The sequence below is a fragment of the Acinetobacter sp. YH12241 genome (genome assembly GCF_013417535.1).
In the GTDB taxonomy this organism is placed as follows: Bacteria; Pseudomonadota; Gammaproteobacteria; order Pseudomonadales; family Moraxellaceae; genus Acinetobacter.
In genome coordinates, this window is record NZ_VPDQ01000011.1 from 64,461 (window position 1) to 80,349 (window position 15,889).

Consider the following 15,889-nt stretch of genomic DNA (forward strand, 5'->3'; position numbering starts at 1 on the left):
CGTAAACGAGGAAGATTAACATGGCTAAGGCTAAGTTTGAACGTAATAAGCCACACGTTAACGTGGGCACAATCGGTCACGTTGACCATGGTAAAACAACTTTAACAGCTGCGATTGCAACTGTATGTGCGAAAAAATTCGGTGGTGAAGCGAAAGACTACGCTGCAATCGACTCTGCACCAGAAGAAAAAGCACGTGGTATTACAATTAATACTTCACACGTAGAATACGATTCTCCAACTCGTCACTACGCTCACGTAGACTGCCCGGGCCACGCCGATTATGTTAAAAACATGATTACTGGTGCTGCTCAGATGGACGGCGCGATCCTTGTATGTGCTGCGACTGACGGTCCAATGCCACAAACTCGTGAACACATCCTGCTTTCTCGTCAGGTAGGTGTACCCTACATCGTTGTATTCTTGAACAAATGCGACCTTGTAGACGACGAAGAACTTCTTGAATTAGTAGAAATGGAAGTTCGTGAACTTCTTTCTACTTACGACTTCCCAGGTGATGACACTCCTGTAATCCGTGGTTCAGCACTTGCTGCACTTAACGGTGAGGCTGGTCAATACGGTGAAGATGCTGTTGTAGCTCTTGTTGAAGCGCTTGACTCTTACATCCCAGAACCAGAACGTGCAATCGACCAAGCATTCTTGATGCCAATCGAAGATGTATTCTCAATTTCTGGTCGTGGTACAGTTGTAACTGGCCGTGTTGAAACTGGTGTCATCAAAGTTGGTGAAGAAGTTGAAATCGTGGGTATCAAAGATACAGTTAAAACTACTGTAACTGGCGTTGAAATGTTCCGTAAACTTCTTGACGAAGGCCGTGCTGGTGAGAACTGTGGTATCTTGCTTCGTGGTACTAAACGTGAAGACGTACAACGTGGTCAAGTACTTGCTAAACCAGGTTCTATCAAACCGCACACTAAATTCGATGCAGAAGTATACGTACTTTCTAAAGACGAAGGTGGTCGTCACACTCCATTCCTTAACGGTTACCGTCCACAGTTCTACTTCCGTACAACTGACGTAACTGGCGCGATTTCTTTGAAAGAAGGCGTTGAAATGGTTATGCCTGGTGACAACGTAGAAATGTCAGTAGAACTAATCCACCCAATCGCAATGGACCCAGGTCTACGTTTTGCGATCCGTGAGGGTGGTCGTACAGTTGGTGCTGGTGTAGTTGCTAAAGTAACTGCATAATCATAGAATAGAAAATAAGCTGGAGTTTCGGCTCCAGTTTATCTACAGGCCAGTAGTTCAATTGGTAGAGCGTCGGTCTCCAAAACCGAATGTTGGGGGTTCGAGTCCCTCCTGGCCTGCCAAGTTTTTTTCAAAAGACGCTTGATGTCGGCAAAACTGGTCATATAATAAGTCGCGAAACCTACGACGAGTACAAAAATGTCGAATGATAAATCACGCGACGCATTAAGCGAAGCGGCAATTCCTCAAAGAAATAATCCTGCTGTAGATGTAAGTTCTGGTTCTCCATTAGACATTGTTCTATGGGTTATCGCCTTGATTTTATTGGTCGGTGCTATGATGGTAAACCAATATTTACCTGCATACTGGGCGCCTGCGAATGATATTTGGGTGCGCGTTGGGGTAATTTTGGCTTGTATCGTTGTGGCATTCGGTTTATTATACGCCACCCATCAAGGCAAAGGCTTTGTTCGTCTTCTTAAGGATGCACGAATCGAGTTACGTCGAGTGACCTGGCCTACCAAACAAGAGACTGTGACCACATCTTGGCAAGTCCTTGCTGTTGTAGTAATTGCAGCCATTGTTCTATGGTGCTTTGACTATGTTTTAGGCTGGTTAATGAAGTTTATTATCGGGTAAGAGAGCTATGAAACGTTGGTACATTATTCATGCCTATTCAGGTTATGAAAAACAAGTGATGCGTTCGCTTAATGATCGAATCCAGCGTAGCGCTGTTGCCGATAGCTTTGGTGAAGTCCTTGTTCCTACCGAAGAAGTGGTAGAAATGAAGGATGGCAAGAAGCGTAAATCAGAGCGTAAGTTCTTTCCTGGCTATGTATTAGTCGAAATGGAAATGAACGATGACACTTGGCACATCGTGAAAGAGTGTCCAAAAGTGCTTGGTTTTATTGGTGGTACGGCTGAAAAACCGGCTCCAATTACGCAAAAAGAAGCTGATGCAATCCTTGCACGTGTACGCAATACTGGTGAAGCACCGCGTCCTAAGACCATGTTTGAACCAGGTGAAGAATTACTCGTAATTGACGGTCCATTCACTGACTTTAAAGGTGTAGTGGAAGAAGTGCTTTACGACAAGTCACGCTTAACGCTGACGATTAACGTATTTAACCGACCAACTCAGGTTGAACTGGAATTTCGCCAAGTCGAAAAAACAGTTTAATTTGTTCGGGTTGAAAACGCCTGATTTGCGTGCAAATCAGGCATTGTTGTTGTAACGGTATCGTTACTTGAAATCATTGGGGAGCCTAACGGCGTTTGCACCCAGAGGTAATTTGAAATGGCTAAGAAGATTGACGGCTATATCAAGCTGCAAGTTCCAGCTGGTAAAGCGAATCCATCTCCACCGATTGGTCCTGCACTAGGTCAACGTGGTGTTAACATCATGGCATTCTGTAAAGAATTCAATGCTGCTACACAAAAAGTTGAAGCTGGTCTACCAATTCCAGTCGTGATCACTGTGTACAACGACAAGTCGTTCACATTCATCATGAAAACTCCACCTGCTGCTGTTCTTCTTAAGAAAGCTGCTGGTATCCAAAAGGGTTCTTCTGTACCTAACAAAACTAAAGTTGGTAAGTTGACTCGTGCTCAATTGGAAGAAATCGCGACTACTAAAGAACCAGACTTAACTGGTGCTGATTTAGACGCGCGTGTACGTACCATCGCTGGTTCTGCACGTTCTATGGGCTTGGAAGTGGAGCTATAAGACATGGCAAAGTTAACTAAACGTCAAAAAGCCATTGCTGCTGCTGTAGAAGCACAGAAAGTTTACACTTTAGAAGAAGCTGTAGAAGTTCTTACTAGCCTTCCAGCTGCGAAATTCAAAGAATCTTTGGACATCGCTGTAAACCTGGGTGTTGACCCTCGTAAATCTGATCAGGTTGTTCGTGGCGCGACTACTCTTCCTGCAGGTACTGGTAAAACTGTACGCGTAGCTGTATTTGCTCAAGGCGCTGCTGCTGAAGCTGCGAAAGAAGCTGGTGCAGACGTTGTTGGTTTCGACGATCTTGCTGAAAGCATCCAAGGCGGAAACCTTGACTTCGACGTAGTGATTGCTGCTCCTGATGCAATGCGCGTTGTTGGTAAACTGGGTACGATTCTTGGTCCACGTGGCTTAATGCCAAACCCTAAAGTAGGTACTGTAACTCCTGACGTAGCAACTGCAGTTAAAAATGCAAAAGCTGGTCAAGCGCGTTACCGTGTAGACAAAGCAGGTATTATCCACGCTGCGATCGGTCAAGTAGGTTTCTCTGCTGAAGCTGTTCGTCAAAACGTTGAAGCTCTTGTAGCTGACCTTAAGAAAGCAAAACCTGCTACTTCTAAAGGTGTTTACATTCAAAAGATCACTCTAAGCTCTACTATGGGTCCTGGTCTGATCGTTGATGTAGCAAACGTTTCTAAATAAGTTATAAACTTATACAGAATTTTAAAGCCCTGAGTAAGTTTTAAAGCACTGCTTTAAAACTTACGCAAGAAGAAACCGGTTTCGGACTACTTGCGAACTTAGGCAGACTTTGAATTGATAAATGTAAATTTATCAGCGTCAAAGACCTCAGGCGAGGGGAGTTTTATGCTTTCCTCTTAATACTCCAGCCTGCGTAGACGCGGTGGTGTGATTTGTTCATCCTCCGCGTGTGATTTCAGAGATGAATTCACGAATTGGGAGTGTGCTTGTGATCAGGCACATAAATCACCGTTAGGAGGTTTTACAATGGCTCTTCTTATTGAAGGCAAAAAACAGATCGTAGCTGAAGTAAGTGAAATTGCTTCTACTGCATTTGCCGCTGTTGTTGCTGACTACCAAGGTTTAACAGTTGAGCAATTAACTGCTCTTCGTGTTGAAGCTCGTAAACTAGGTGTTAAAACACGTATCGTGCGTAACACTCTGGCTAAACGCGCTCTTCAAGATACTCAATTCAATATCTTGAACGACAGCCTTGTTGGCCCAACAATCTTAGCTTTCTCGACTTCTGAAGACGACATGGGTGCAGCTGCACGCTTGTTCGAAGAATTCGCAAAAACTAACAAAGCATTCGAACTTAAAGCTGCTGCATTTGATGGCAAAGTTTACGAAGGTGCTGAAGTTAGCGTAATCGCGAACCTTCCGAACCAAGAAAAAGCGCTTACTATGCTTGCAAACGTTCTTCAAGCTCCTATTTCGAAATTGGGTCGCCTTATTACTGCGCTCAAAGAGAAAAACGAGTCAGAAGCTGCATAAGCTTAAATTTATTTCCACACCATTCAATTTCCATTTGGAGTTATTCTCATGGCTTTAACTAACGAAGAAATCCTAAACGCAGTTGCAGAAAAAACTGTTCTTGAACTTGTTGAACTAATCTCTGCTTTCGAAGAGAAATTCAACGTATCTGCTGCTGCTGTTGCTGTTGCTGCTGCTCCTGGCGCTGCTGCTGCTGCTGAAGAACAATCAGAATTCAACGTTGAGTTGACTTCTTTCGGTGGTAACAAAGTTGCTGTAATTAAAGCAGTTCGTGAAGCTACTGGTCTTGGCTTGAAAGAAGCTAAAGACATGGTTGAAGGCGCACCTACAGTTCTTAAAGAAGGCGTTTCTAAAGAAGAAGGCGAAGAGCTTAAGAAAAAACTTGAAGAAGCTGGTGCTACAGTTACTCTTAAGTAATTTCTTAAAGGAGCCGGTTTTTTTATAATCGGCTCCAAAAATTGGCTGATGGCTCTTGGGTCATCAGCCTTTTTGCGTTACAATAATCGGCTCGATTTTTGTTTGCATGATATAAAATTCATACAAATTAAAAATAAACATAATGAACAAACGCTTACCAATATTTTTCATTAAAAAAATATTGTTAAGCGTTTTAATACCACTAAAAATTGCAGCATTTGTAAAGAGTGGTGGCCATATCGGCCAGCGTAATTCCTTCTGAGCCCGTTCTGCAGGCGGGCTTGGTTTACACTTTCCGAGGACTCCAGATGGCATACTCATATACCGAAAAGAAACGGATCCGTAAGAATTTTGGTAAATTGCCTAGCGTCATGGATGCTCCGTACCTGCTCGCGATTCAAGTCGACTCGTACAGAACATTCTTACAAGATGGCAAATCACCAAAAAACCGCGAAGATATCGGTCTCCAAGCCGCATTTCGTTCAGTTTTTCCTATTGAAAGTTATTCTGGCAATGCTGCTTTAGAATTCGTTGAGTATAGTCTTGGTAAGCCTGAGTTTGATGTACGCGAATGTATCCTTCGTGGCTCAACTTATGCAGCACCAATGCGCGTAAAAATTCGTTTGATCCTGAAAGATCGCGAAACTAAATCAATCAAAGACGTACGTGAACAAGAAGTCTACATGGGCGAAATGCCGCTTATGACAGACAACGGTACTTTCGTCATTAACGGTACCGAGCGTGTAATCGTATCGCAATTGCACCGTTCACCGGGCGTATTTTTTGACCACGATAAAGGCAAAACTCACTCAAGCGGTAAAGTCCTTTATTCAGCTCGTATCATTCCTTACCGTGGTTCATGGTTAGACTTTGAATTCGATGCCAAAGACCTGGTCTACGTACGTATTGACCGTCGTCGTAAATTGCTTGCGACTGTGGTGCTTCGTGCGCTGGGTTATACCAACGAACAAATTCTCGACATGTTCTACGAGAAAGTACCTGTGTATCTGGACATGGGTAGCTACCAGATTGACCTTGTTCCAGAGCGCCTGCGCGGCGAAATGGCACAGTTCGACATTGCTGACAAAGACGGCAAAGTCATTGTTGAACAAGGTAAACGTATTAACGCACGTCATGTACGTCAAATGGAAGCATCTGGTCTTGAGAAGCTTTCTGTTCCTGATGAATACCTGTACGAACGTATCACTGCTGAAGACATCCCACTGAAAGATGGTGATGTGATTGCAGCCAATACTGTTCTAAGCCATGAAATTATGGTGAAAATTGCAGAAGGCGGCGTGAAACAGTTCAACATCCTGTTCACTAACGATATCGACCGTGGTCCATTCATTGCGGATACATTACGTGCTGATACCACAGTAAGCCGTGATGAAGCACTTGTAGAAATCTACAAAGTCATGCGTCCAGGTGAGCCACCAACAAAAGAAGCTGCTGAGAACCTGTTCAACAACCTGTTCTTCTCTTCTGAGCGTTATGATCTGTCTCCAGTCGGCCGTATGAAGTTCAACCGTCGTTTGGGTCGTCCTTACGAAGTGGGTACTGATCAGAAGTCACGCGAAGTTGAAGGCATTCTCTCGAATGAAGATATCACTGATGTATTAAAAACATTAGTAGAAATCCGTAACGGTAAAGGTGAAGTCGACGATATCGACCACTTGGGTAACCGTCGTGTTCGTTCTGTGGGTGAAATGACTGAGAACCAATTCCGTGTAGGTCTGGTTCGTGTAGAACGTGCTGTTAAAGAACGTTTGTCTCAAGCTGAAACTGATAATCTGTCTCCGCAAGACCTGATCAATGCGAAGCCAGTGGCTGCTGCAATCAAAGAATTCTTTGGTTCAAGCCAGTTGTCTCAGTTCATGGACCAAAACAATCCGTTGTCTGAAATTACACACAAACGTCGTGTATCAGCACTTGGGCCTGGTGGTTTGACTCGTGAACGTGCGGGCTTCGAAGTACGTGACGTACATCAAACTCACTATGGTCGTGTATGTCCAATTGAGACTCCTGAGGGTCCAAACATTGGTTTGATCAACTCTCTGTCTGTTTACGCCAAATGTAACAACTTCGGTTTCCTGGAAACTCCATACCGTAAAGTGGTTGATGGCCGCGTAACTGATGACGTTGAATACCTGTCTGCGATTGAAGAAGTAGGTACTGTGATTGCACAGGCCGACTCTGCAGTAGATAAAGACGGCAACCTGTCTGAAGAATTCGTTTCTGTACGCCACCAAGGTGAATTCGTACGTATGCCTCCTGAAAAAGTGACGCATATGGACGTATCTGCTCAACAGGTTGTATCTGTAGCAGCATCACTGATTCCGTTCCTTGAGCACGATGACGCCAACCGTGCATTGATGGGTTCGAACATGCAACGTCAGGCTGTTCCTACGTTAATCGCTGACAAACCACTGGTTGGTACCGGTATGGAAGCGAACGTAGCACATGACTCTGGTGTATGTGTAATCGCGAAACGTGGTGGTCGTATTGAATTTGTTGACGCTTCGCGTGTCGTGATTCGTGTCAACGAAGACGAAATGGTTGCAGGCGAAGCAGGTGTAGATATCTATAACCTGATCAAATACACACGTTCTAACCAGAACACTTGTATCAACCAGAAAGTTCTTGTGAACCTGGGCGATAAAGTAGGCCGTGGCGACGTTCTGGCTGACGGTCCATCAACTGATGGTGGTGAGCTAGCATTGGGTCAAAACATGCGTGTAGCGTTCATGACTTGGAACGGTTACAACTACGAAGACTCGATCTTGTTATCTGAGCGTGTTCTTCAAGAAGACCGTTTAACGTCTATTCACATCCAGGAACTTTCATGTGTTGCACGTGATACCAAACTGGGTGCTGAAGAAATTACTGCCGATATCCCGAACGTGGGTGAAGCAGCGCTTTCTAAACTGGACGAGTCAGGTATCGTTTACATCGGTGCTGAAGTGACCGCGGGTGACATCCTGGTAGGTAAAGTAACGCCTAAAGGTGAAACTCAGTTAACTCCTGAAGAAAAACTGCTTCGTGCAATCTTCGGTGAAAAAGCGGCTGACGTAAAAGACTCTTCTTTACGTGTTCCATCGGGTACTAAAGGTACTGTGATCGACGTTCAAGTGTTTACACGTGACGGTCTTGAGAAAGACGAACGTGCTCAGGCAATTGAAAAAGCTCAGCTGGATGCTTACCGTAAAGACTTGAAAGAAGAATACAAAATCTTCGAAGAAGCAGCACGCGAACGTATTGTCCGTCTGTTGAAAGGTCAGGAATCTAACGGTGGCGGTACTACTAAACGCGGTGACAAACTGTCTGAAGAATTGTTATCTGGTTTAGAGCTGGTTGATCTGCTTGATATCCAACCAAGTGATGAAGCAATTGCTGAACGTTTAACTCAAATTCAAGTGTTCTTAAAAGAGAAGAGCCTTGAAATTGATGAGAAATTTGCTGAGAAAAAACGCAAACTTTCTACAGGTGACGAACTGACAACTGGCGTATTGAAAGTTGTTAAGGTTTACCTGGCCGTTAAACGTCGTATCCAGCCTGGTGATAAGATGGCGGGTCGTCACGGTAACAAGGGTGTAGTTTCTAACATCCTGCCTGTTGAAGACATGCCGCACGATGCCAATGGTGTACCAGTAGATATCGTACTGAACCCGCTCGGTGTACCATCACGTATGAACGTCGGTCAGATTCTGGAAACTCACTTGGGTATGGCTGCTAAAGGTCTTGGCGATCAAATCGATAAGATGCTGAAAGAACAGCGTACAGTTCTTGAACTGCGTGATTTCCTAGACAAGATTTATAATAAGGTTGGCGGTCAGCAAGAAGATCTTGACAGCCTGACTGATGAAGAAATCTTGAAACTGTCTGGTAACTTGCGTAAAGGTGTTCCTCTGGCAACTCCAGTATTTGATGGTGCTGAAGAAGGTCAGATCAAAGAATTACTTGAGCTTGCTGGCTTGTCACGTACGGGTCAAACTGTATTGTATGATGGCCGTACTGGTGAACGTTTCGACCGTCCTGTAACTGTAGGTTACATGTACATGCTGAAACTGAACCACTTGGTTGACGACAAGATGCATGCGCGTTCTACTGGTTCTTACTCTCTAGTAACGCAACAGCCGCTTGGTGGTAAAGCACAATTCGGTGGTCAGCGTTTCGGTGAGATGGAAGTCTGGGCACTGGAAGCATACGGTGCAGCATATACGCTTCAAGAAATGCTTACTGTGAAGTCGGATGACGTTGAAGGCCGTACCCGTATCTATAAGAACATTGTAGATGGTAACCATTATATGGACCCAGGTATGCCTGAATCGTTCAACGTATTGACCAAAGAGATCCGTTCTTTAGGTATCAACATTGAACTGAAAAATGGTGACTAAGAAATCTCCCCCGACCCCTCTTTAAGAAAGAGGGGAGAAAGTCCCCCTTTATAAAGGGGGATTTAGGGGGATTCTTGAGATTCCCGAATTTCAGTAAAAAACAATATTTGTGACCCAGTCGGGAAGTGAAAATCTCCTCGACACACGGAGAAAAAAATTGAAAGACTTGCTCGATATCATGCGCAAAAAGACGGATTCCGACGGTCATGCTCCTGTAGAGTTTGATCGCATCCGTATTGGTCTTGCGTCACCAGAAATGATTAAGTCGTGGTCTCATGGTGAAGTTAAAAAGCCAGAAACCATTAACTACCGTACGTTCAAACCAGAACGTGACGGTTTATTCTGTGCCAAAATCTTTGGTCCAGTAAAAGATTACGAATGCTTGTGTGGTAAATACAAGCGTATGAAATACAAAGGCGTCATTTGTGAAAAATGTGGCGTTGAAGTAACAACTGCGAAAGTTCGTCGTGAGCGTATGGGTCACATCGAACTGGCTTCTCCAGTTGCGCACATCTGGTTCCTGAAATCATTGCCTAGCCGTATCGGTCTTTTATTAGATATGACGCTACGTGATATCGAACGCGTATTGTATTTCGAATCTTATGTTGTAACTGACCCAGGTATGACTCCATTTGAGAAATACCAACTTCTGAACGATGAAGAATACTTCAATGCGTTAGAAGAACACGGTGATGAATTCACTGCGAAAATGGGTGCAGAAGCGGTTCAAGACTTGCTTAAAGATATCGATCTTGAAGCTGAAATTGCGCGTCTTCGTGAAGAAATCCCTAACACAACTTCAGAAACTAAGCTTAAAAAAGCCTCTAAACGTCTGAAATTGATGGAAGCATTCAACGATTCGAACAACAAGCCAGAATGGATGGTGATGAACGTACTTCCTGTACTTCCACCAGATCTTCGTCCGCTTGTACCACTTGAAGGTGGTCGTTTCGCGACTTCTGACCTGAACGACCTTTACCGTCGTGTGATCAACCGTAACAACCGTTTAAAACGTCTTCTTGACCTTGCGGCTCCAGACATCATCGTACGTAACGAAAAACGTATGTTGCAAGAATCTGTAGATGCATTGCTGGATAACGGTCGTCGTGGTCGTGCAATTACTGGTTCTAACAAACGTCCGCTTAAATCTTTGGCAGATATGATCAAAGGTAAACAAGGTCGTTTCCGTCAGAACTTGTTGGGTAAACGTGTCGATTACTCTGGTCGTTCGGTAATTACCGTAGGTCCAAGCCTGCGTTTACACCAATGTGGTCTTCCTAAGAAAATGGCGCTTGAGCTGTTCAAGCCATTTATCTTTGCGAAACTGCAAGCATCTGGTCAAGCAACAACCATTAAAGCTGCGAAGAAAATGGTTGAGCGCGAAACTCCAGAAGTTTGGGACGTTCTAGCATCTGTGATTCGTCAACATCCAGTGATGTTGAACCGTGCGCCAACACTTCACCGTCTAGGTCTTCAAGCATTCGAACCTATCCTAATTGAAGGTAAAGCGATCCGTCTTCACCCGCTCGTATGTGCTGCGTTCAACGCCGACTTCGATGGTGACCAAATGGCGGTACACGTACCATTAACACTTGAAGCTCAGTTAGAAGCTCGTGCGTTAATGATGTCGACCAACAACATTCTGTCTCCAGCGAACGGTGAGCCAATCATCGTACCGTCTCAGGATGTTGTCTTGGGTCTTTACTACATCACTCGTGATGCGGTAAATGCCAAAGGTGAAGGCATGGTGTTTGCGGACACTGACGAAGTGAACCGTGCGCTTGCGACTGGTCAGGTGGATATGCACGCTCGCGTGAAAGCACGTGTACACCAAACCGTGATCAACGAAAACGGCGAACGTGAACAGCAAACGATTATCGTAGATACAACTCCTGGTCGCTGTCTGCTTTGGGAAGTTGTGCCTGAAGGTATGGACTTCCAGCAAATTAACGTTGAGATGACTAAAAAGAACATCTCTAAGTTAATCAACTCTTGCTACCGTAAACTGGGTCTGAAAGACACTGTTATCTTCGCTGACCAATTGATGTACCTTGGCTTCCGTCAAGCGACTCGTTCTGGTGTTTCTGTAGGTATGGAAGACATGGTCATTCCACCACAAAAACAAGCGATTATCGGGAAAGCCGAAGCTGAAGTTCGTGAAATTGAACAACAGTTCGAACAAGGTTTCGTAACTGCCGGCGAACGTTATAACAAAGTGGTCGATATCTGGGCGCGTACTAACGACCAGGTAGCGAAAGCGATGATGGATAACTTGTCATTCACGACTGTTAAGAACAAACAGGGTGAGGACGAGAAACAGAAATCATTCAACAGCATCTACATGATGTCTGACTCTGGTGCCCGTGGTTCTGCAGCTCAGATTCGTCAGTTGGCTGGTATGCGTGGTCTGATGGCGAAACCGGATGGTTCGATCATTGAGACACCAATTAAAGCGAACTTCCGTGAAGGTTTGACAGTACTTCAGTACTTCATTTCAACACACGGTGCGCGTAAAGGTTTGGCCGATACAGCACTGAAAACAGCGAACTCTGGTTACCTGACTCGTCGTCTGGTAGACGTTGCGCAAGACTTGGTCATCACTGAGCCGGATTGTGGTACGTTGTCTGGTCTTGTCATGACTCCGTTCATTCAAGGCGGTGACGTGATCGAGAACCTAGGTACTCGAGTACTAGGTCGTGTAGTTGCTGAAGATGTGAAACGTGCTGGTACTGAAGAAGTTATTCTGCCGCGTAACACATTGATCGACGAAAAACTTGCAAACTACCTGGAAGAGCAAGGTGTTGATGAAGTTAAAGTACGTTCAGTCGTATCTTGTGAATCTACTTTCGGTGTTTGTGCGAAATGTTACGGTCGTGACCTTGCACGCGGTCACTTGGTAAACCCAGGTGAATCTGTGGGTGTTATGGCTGCTCAGTCAATTGGTGAGCCGGGTACACAGTTAACCATGCGTACCTTCCACGTAGGTGGTGCTGCGAGCCGAACTTCTGCTGCAAACAGCGTACAAGTCCGTAATAAAGGTACTGTACGTTTCCATAACGTAAAAACTGTACAACATGCCAAAGGTCACTTGGTATCAACTTCACGTTCAGGTGAAATCGGTATTGCAGATGACTTAGGCCGTGAACGTGAACGTTACAAACTGCCATATGGTGCGTCGATCTTGCTGAAAGATGGTGAAGCTGTAGAAGCAGGCGGTATCGTAGCGACTTGGGATCCGCATACACATCCACTTGTAACAGAAGTAGCTGGTAAAGTTCGCTTCAGCCAGATTGCTGATGGTGTAACTGCAACATCGAAAACTGATGATGCAACTGGTATGACCACTGTTGAAATCTTGCCTGTAACAGCACGTCCTGCTTCTGGTAAAGATTTACGTCCAGCTGTTGTGCTTGACACAGTAGATGGCGGCGAACAGTTCTACTTCTTGCCACAAAACACTATTCTTTCTGTCCGTGATGGCGAAACAATTGGTGTGGGTGACGTAATTGGTCGTGTACCACAAGAATCTTCACGTACTCGTGATATTACCGGTGGTCTGCCACGTGTTGCTGACTTGTTCGAAGCGCGTAAACCGAAAGAACATGCAATCCTTGCAGAAGTTTCAGGTGTTGTAAGTTTCGGTAAAGAGACCAAAGGTAAAAACCGTCTGGTGATTACTCCGGATGATGGTTCTGAGATCTACGAAGAGCTGATTCCGAAATGGCGTACCATTAACGTGTTCGAAGGCGAACATGTGAACCGTGGTGAAACTATTTCTGATGGTCCACAGAACCCGCATGACATCTTACGTTTGAAAGGTGAAGTGGCGTTGACTAACTACATCGTGAACGAAGTTCAGGACGTTTACCGTCTGCAAGGTGTAAAAATCAACGACAAGCATATTGAAGTGATCGTACGTCAAATGCTGCGTAAAGTGGACATCACTGACGGTGGCGATACAAGCTTTATCAAAGGTGAACAAGTGGATTACATCCGTGTGATGCAAGAGAACCAAGCTGTTCTTGCGCAGAACAAGTTCCCTGCGAAGTTTGAACGTCAATTGATGGGTATTACCAAAGCGTCGCTTTCTACTGACTCGTTCATCTCTGCTGCATCGTTCCAGGAAACCACTCGTGTGTTAACTGAAGCGGCTGTAACAGGTAAAGAAGATGATTTACGCGGTCTGAAAGAAAACGTAGTTGTAGGTCGTCTGATCCCAGCGGGTACAGGCCTGGCTTACCACTTAGAGCGTCGTCGTCAGGAAGCAGAAGCTGCAGAATTTGAATTGCACAATGACTTCTCTGATGTAGACCAGGCGTTGAGCCAAGCATTCAGCGATGAATTTAACGGTCTGTAATTAGCCGCTAAATCATTTTAAAAAGCCACCTTCGGGTGGCTTTTTTATTTCCTAAAATTATTCATATTTATATCGCTAGAAAAGATCAGATTATCTGGTGGTTACTTGTCCTAAATATGGAGAAATCATCAATAAAACATGATCTTTCATGCGCTCTTTACAAAATAAATCATGAGGGTTTCAAGATTTAACATCTTGTTATGAATCGCTCCTTAAAATCAGGTTAATCTTAAGTCAAAGCACGAAGGAAGGCCAAGATCATGAAAAAGTTAATGAGCGTAATGGCTGTTGCAACTATCTCCACTTTTATGTTGGCAGGCTGTGAAAATATGTCTGCTAAAGATCAGCGTATTGGCGCAGCTGCGCTCGGTGGTGCAGTGGGTGGTGGTGTAGGTAACAGAGTGGGTGGTGGTGTTGGTGCAGCAGTTGGCGGTGGTGCCGGTGCAGCAGTCGGTAGTAAAGCTCAAGGTGGTTCAAACCGTAATGCGACCTATAGTGGTGTCGGTGGTGCTGTAGGTTCTGCAGTGGGTAAAAGCATCTTTGGCGGTACAGGTGGGGCTGCAATTGGTGGTGCCATCGGTGGTGGTGCTGGTGCAGCGATCGAACAGAATAACCGTCGTCGTTAATCGACAGAACTATCCTCCAGATCGATTTAAAAGCGCCTCAATGGCGCTTTTAGTTTATTCAATTTCGTTATTTAGCTTCTCGAGGCTTGCCTTTGCTCTGTTTAAGGCGGATATAAACGGTCTTTTGTACCTCAGCGATACGCACACCGGAATCATCATAAATATTAAGCTGATACTGGCGATAAACCGGACTATGGTTAGCTGCCAGTTCTTTTACTGTTTGTACTTCCTGCCTGGAAATCCGGATGTCAGCATAGACTGTTCCGCGTCCTGGTGCCAGAAACTGAATGGTAGAGCTTTTATCCCAAACAATGTATTTCGGACCAAGATGATGCATCAGCAATAACATATAAAAAGGGTCGACCATGGAATACAGGCTGCCACCAAAATGTACTCCCACAATATTCTGATTCTTGCGAGTCAGTGGCATTTTCACGCGAACGTGATAATTGGCAAAGTCCATTTCATCAATGACAATGCCTGCTCCACGATAGGGGGCATAGCGATTCAGGATAAATTTGGATAATAAAGGCAGTTGCTGAATTTTTCGTAATAGGCTCATGCGGATATTCTTTTTTCTGGTCTTGTATGCATACTAGAACAACAAAAATAAGCTGGCATTGATAAATCGTGCCTATTTCAACAATAAAAGAGTCAATCAGCGAATAAGGATACATCTATGCAAAGACATAGCCAGTGGGTAGATACCAGCGATCATCAACGTCTCTATGTGAAAACCTGGGGCGAGCCTGAACAACCAGCTTTAGTGCTGGTTCATGGTTATCCTGACCATCAGGATGTTTGGGAAGCGGTGATTTCTCACCTTGTTCAGGATTATTTTGTGGTGACCTATGATGTGCGCGGAGCAGGAGACTCCAGCGTTCCCAAGAAAATTCGGGATTATCGTCTGGAACGTCTGTGTGCAGATTTAGAGCAAGTGGTCGATCAGGTCTTGCCGGGACGAACTTTCCACCTCGCGGCTCATGACTGGGGGTCAATCCAGGCTTGGGAAGCGGTCACCGAACCTAAATTTAAAGGCCGGATTTTGTCTTTCAGCACCATGTCAGGTCCATGTCTGGATCATGCGGCTTTCTGGATGCGTGAACAGTTTAAACAGCATAAGGCCAAGTTTTTTAAACAGATGACCAAGTCTTGGTATATCGCGGTATTCCAGCTGCCTTTTATAGCGCCTACTGCATGGAATTTTTTTAATGCAGAACGTTGGGGCAAAATGATCAGCCAGCTGGAACAGCAGGATAATCTGCCGCTAAACCAGAATATTGTCAAAGATGGAAAATATGGCGTCAATCTGTATCGGGCGAACTTTTTGCCGCGTTTATCTCGACCTAGACAGCGTTTTGCGGTCTGTCCGGTACAGGCAATTGTGCTCAAAAAAGACCAGTTTGTTGGCCCGGATCTGATTGATGAAATGCCAAAATGGGTGGAAGATTTTTCCAGGGTAGAGTTAAATGCCAATCACTGGGCGATTTTGAGTCAGCCGGAACAGGTGGCTCATCTAATCCATAATTTTATTCAGCAAAAATTAACAGCAACTACTTAATATGGAGATTGGGAACGTGACTCGGCAAGGGATAAGTGGAAGAATTTTTATCCGGATTTTCTGATAAAATAGCCGTTTTCTC

At 44.8% G+C, this 15,889-nt stretch carries 13 protein-coding genes and 1 tRNA gene; 12 read left to right on the forward strand and 2 right to left on the reverse strand.

The genetic code is table 11. The features are described 5' to 3' along the window. Nucleotides 1-20 precede the first annotated feature (20 nt). The 8 genes from tuf (at nucleotide 21) to rplL (ending at nucleotide 4,866) form a co-directional block, all read left to right on the forward strand. Nucleotides 21-1,211, forward strand: coding sequence for an elongation factor Tu (tuf, locus tag FTV18_RS08515; protein ID WP_179991967.1), 1,191 nt, complete (start codon nucleotides 21-23; stop codon nucleotides 1,209-1,211). A 46-nt stretch (nucleotides 1,212-1,257) separates the two neighbouring features. Then, nucleotides 1,258-1,333: transfer RNA gene (locus FTV18_RS08520), tRNA-Trp, on the forward strand. 76 nt (nucleotides 1,334-1,409) lie between these two features. Continuing rightward, the gene (gene secE, locus FTV18_RS08525; RefSeq protein ID WP_179991968.1) at nucleotides 1,410-1,850 is read left to right on the forward strand and encodes a preprotein translocase subunit SecE; all 441 of its coding nucleotides are present in this window, start codon (nucleotides 1,410-1,412) and stop codon (nucleotides 1,848-1,850) included. 7 nt (nucleotides 1,851-1,857) lie between these two features. Further along, nucleotides 1,858-2,391 carry a transcription termination/antitermination protein NusG gene (nusG, locus tag FTV18_RS08530; protein WP_005232530.1) on the forward strand — a complete coding sequence of 178 codons (534 nt, stop codon included), beginning with the start codon at nucleotides 1,858-1,860 and terminating at the stop codon, nucleotides 2,389-2,391. A gap of 117 nt (nucleotides 2,392-2,508) precedes the next feature. Then, the gene (gene rplK, locus FTV18_RS08535) at nucleotides 2,509-2,937 is read left to right on the forward strand and encodes a 50S ribosomal protein L11 (RefSeq protein WP_004781668.1); all 429 of its coding nucleotides are present in this window, start codon (nucleotides 2,509-2,511) and stop codon (nucleotides 2,935-2,937) included. A gap of 3 nt (nucleotides 2,938-2,940) precedes the next feature. After that, nucleotides 2,941-3,636: a 50S ribosomal protein L1 gene (gene rplA / locus FTV18_RS08540; protein WP_004781669.1), complete on the forward strand. Its 696-nt coding sequence runs from the start codon at nucleotides 2,941-2,943 to the stop codon at nucleotides 3,634-3,636. 306 nt (nucleotides 3,637-3,942) lie between these two features. Further along, nucleotides 3,943-4,449, forward strand: a complete 507-nt coding sequence (gene rplJ / locus FTV18_RS08545) for a 50S ribosomal protein L10 (RefSeq protein WP_004781671.1) — start codon at nucleotides 3,943-3,945, stop codon at nucleotides 4,447-4,449. Nucleotides 4,450-4,497: 48 nt separating this feature from the next. Beyond that, complete coding sequence (gene rplL / locus FTV18_RS08550; protein WP_159123444.1) at nucleotides 4,498-4,866, forward strand: 50S ribosomal protein L7/L12; 369 nt, start codon at nucleotides 4,498-4,500, stop codon at nucleotides 4,864-4,866. A gap of 63 nt (nucleotides 4,867-4,929) precedes the next feature. On the opposite strand, the gene FTV18_RS08555 is transcribed toward rplL, so the two are convergent. Then, nucleotides 4,930-5,181 (reverse strand): hypothetical protein, encoded by a 252-nt coding sequence (locus FTV18_RS08555; protein WP_034170979.1) that lies wholly within the window; start codon nucleotides 5,179-5,181, stop codon nucleotides 4,930-4,932. Here FTV18_RS08555 and rpoB point away from each other — a divergent pair. The 3 genes from rpoB to FTV18_RS08570 all read left to right on the forward strand — a co-directional run bounded on the left by rpoB (nucleotide 5,175) and on the right by FTV18_RS08570 (nucleotide 14,246). Continuing rightward, nucleotides 5,175-9,263, forward strand: a complete 4,089-nt coding sequence (rpoB, locus tag FTV18_RS08560) for a DNA-directed RNA polymerase subunit beta (protein WP_180017491.1) — start codon at nucleotides 5,175-5,177, stop codon at nucleotides 9,261-9,263. The genes FTV18_RS08555 and rpoB overlap by 7 nt on opposite strands. 157 nt (nucleotides 9,264-9,420) lie before the next feature. Further along, nucleotides 9,421-13,620, forward strand: a complete 4,200-nt coding sequence (rpoC, locus tag FTV18_RS08565; protein ID WP_004781676.1) for a DNA-directed RNA polymerase subunit beta' — start codon at nucleotides 9,421-9,423, stop codon at nucleotides 13,618-13,620. A gap of 260 nt (nucleotides 13,621-13,880) precedes the next feature. Further along, a complete protein-coding gene (locus FTV18_RS08570; protein WP_034170980.1) occupies nucleotides 13,881-14,246 on the forward strand; it encodes a DNA transfer protein p32 in 366 nt (121 codons plus the stop codon). Between the two features lie 67 nt (nucleotides 14,247-14,313). Here FTV18_RS08570 and FTV18_RS08575 read toward each other — a convergent pair whose 3' ends face one another. Further along, nucleotides 14,314-14,808: a DUF4442 domain-containing protein gene (locus FTV18_RS08575; protein ID WP_180017489.1), complete on the reverse strand. Its 495-nt coding sequence runs from the start codon at nucleotides 14,806-14,808 to the stop codon at nucleotides 14,314-14,316. A gap of 117 nt (nucleotides 14,809-14,925) precedes the next feature. On the opposite strand from FTV18_RS08575, the gene FTV18_RS08580 reads away from it, so the two are divergent. Further along, nucleotides 14,926-15,807, forward strand: a complete 882-nt coding sequence (locus FTV18_RS08580; protein WP_180012050.1) for an alpha/beta fold hydrolase — start codon at nucleotides 14,926-14,928, stop codon at nucleotides 15,805-15,807. The last annotated feature ends 82 nt before the right edge of the window (nucleotides 15,808-15,889 follow it).

Coding starts and splice junctions, on each gene's coding strand:
- FTV18_RS08555 (WP_034170979.1), bottom strand. CDS start 5,181: ATGCCATCTGGAGTCCTCGGAAAGTGTAAACCAAGCCCGCCTGCAGAA.
- FTV18_RS08570 (WP_034170980.1), top strand. CDS start 13,881: ATGAAAAAGTTAATGAGCGTAATGGCTGTTGCAACTATCTCCACTTTT.
- tuf (WP_179991967.1), top strand. CDS start 21: ATGGCTAAGGCTAAGTTTGAACGTAATAAGCCACACGTTAACGTGGGC.
- rplL (WP_159123444.1), top strand. CDS start 4,498: ATGGCTTTAACTAACGAAGAAATCCTAAACGCAGTTGCAGAAAAAACT.
- rplA (WP_004781669.1), top strand. CDS start 2,941: ATGGCAAAGTTAACTAAACGTCAAAAAGCCATTGCTGCTGCTGTAGAA.
- FTV18_RS08575 (WP_180017489.1), bottom strand. CDS start 14,808: ATGAGCCTATTACGAAAAATTCAGCAACTGCCTTTATTATCCAAATTT.
- rplJ (WP_004781671.1), top strand. CDS start 3,943: ATGGCTCTTCTTATTGAAGGCAAAAAACAGATCGTAGCTGAAGTAAGT.
- nusG (WP_005232530.1), top strand. CDS start 1,858: ATGAAACGTTGGTACATTATTCATGCCTATTCAGGTTATGAAAAACAA.
- rplK (WP_004781668.1), top strand. CDS start 2,509: ATGGCTAAGAAGATTGACGGCTATATCAAGCTGCAAGTTCCAGCTGGT.
- rpoB (WP_180017491.1), top strand. CDS start 5,175: ATGGCATACTCATATACCGAAAAGAAACGGATCCGTAAGAATTTTGGT.
- secE (WP_179991968.1), top strand. CDS start 1,410: ATGTCGAATGATAAATCACGCGACGCATTAAGCGAAGCGGCAATTCCT.
- FTV18_RS08580 (WP_180012050.1), top strand. CDS start 14,926: ATGCAAAGACATAGCCAGTGGGTAGATACCAGCGATCATCAACGTCTC.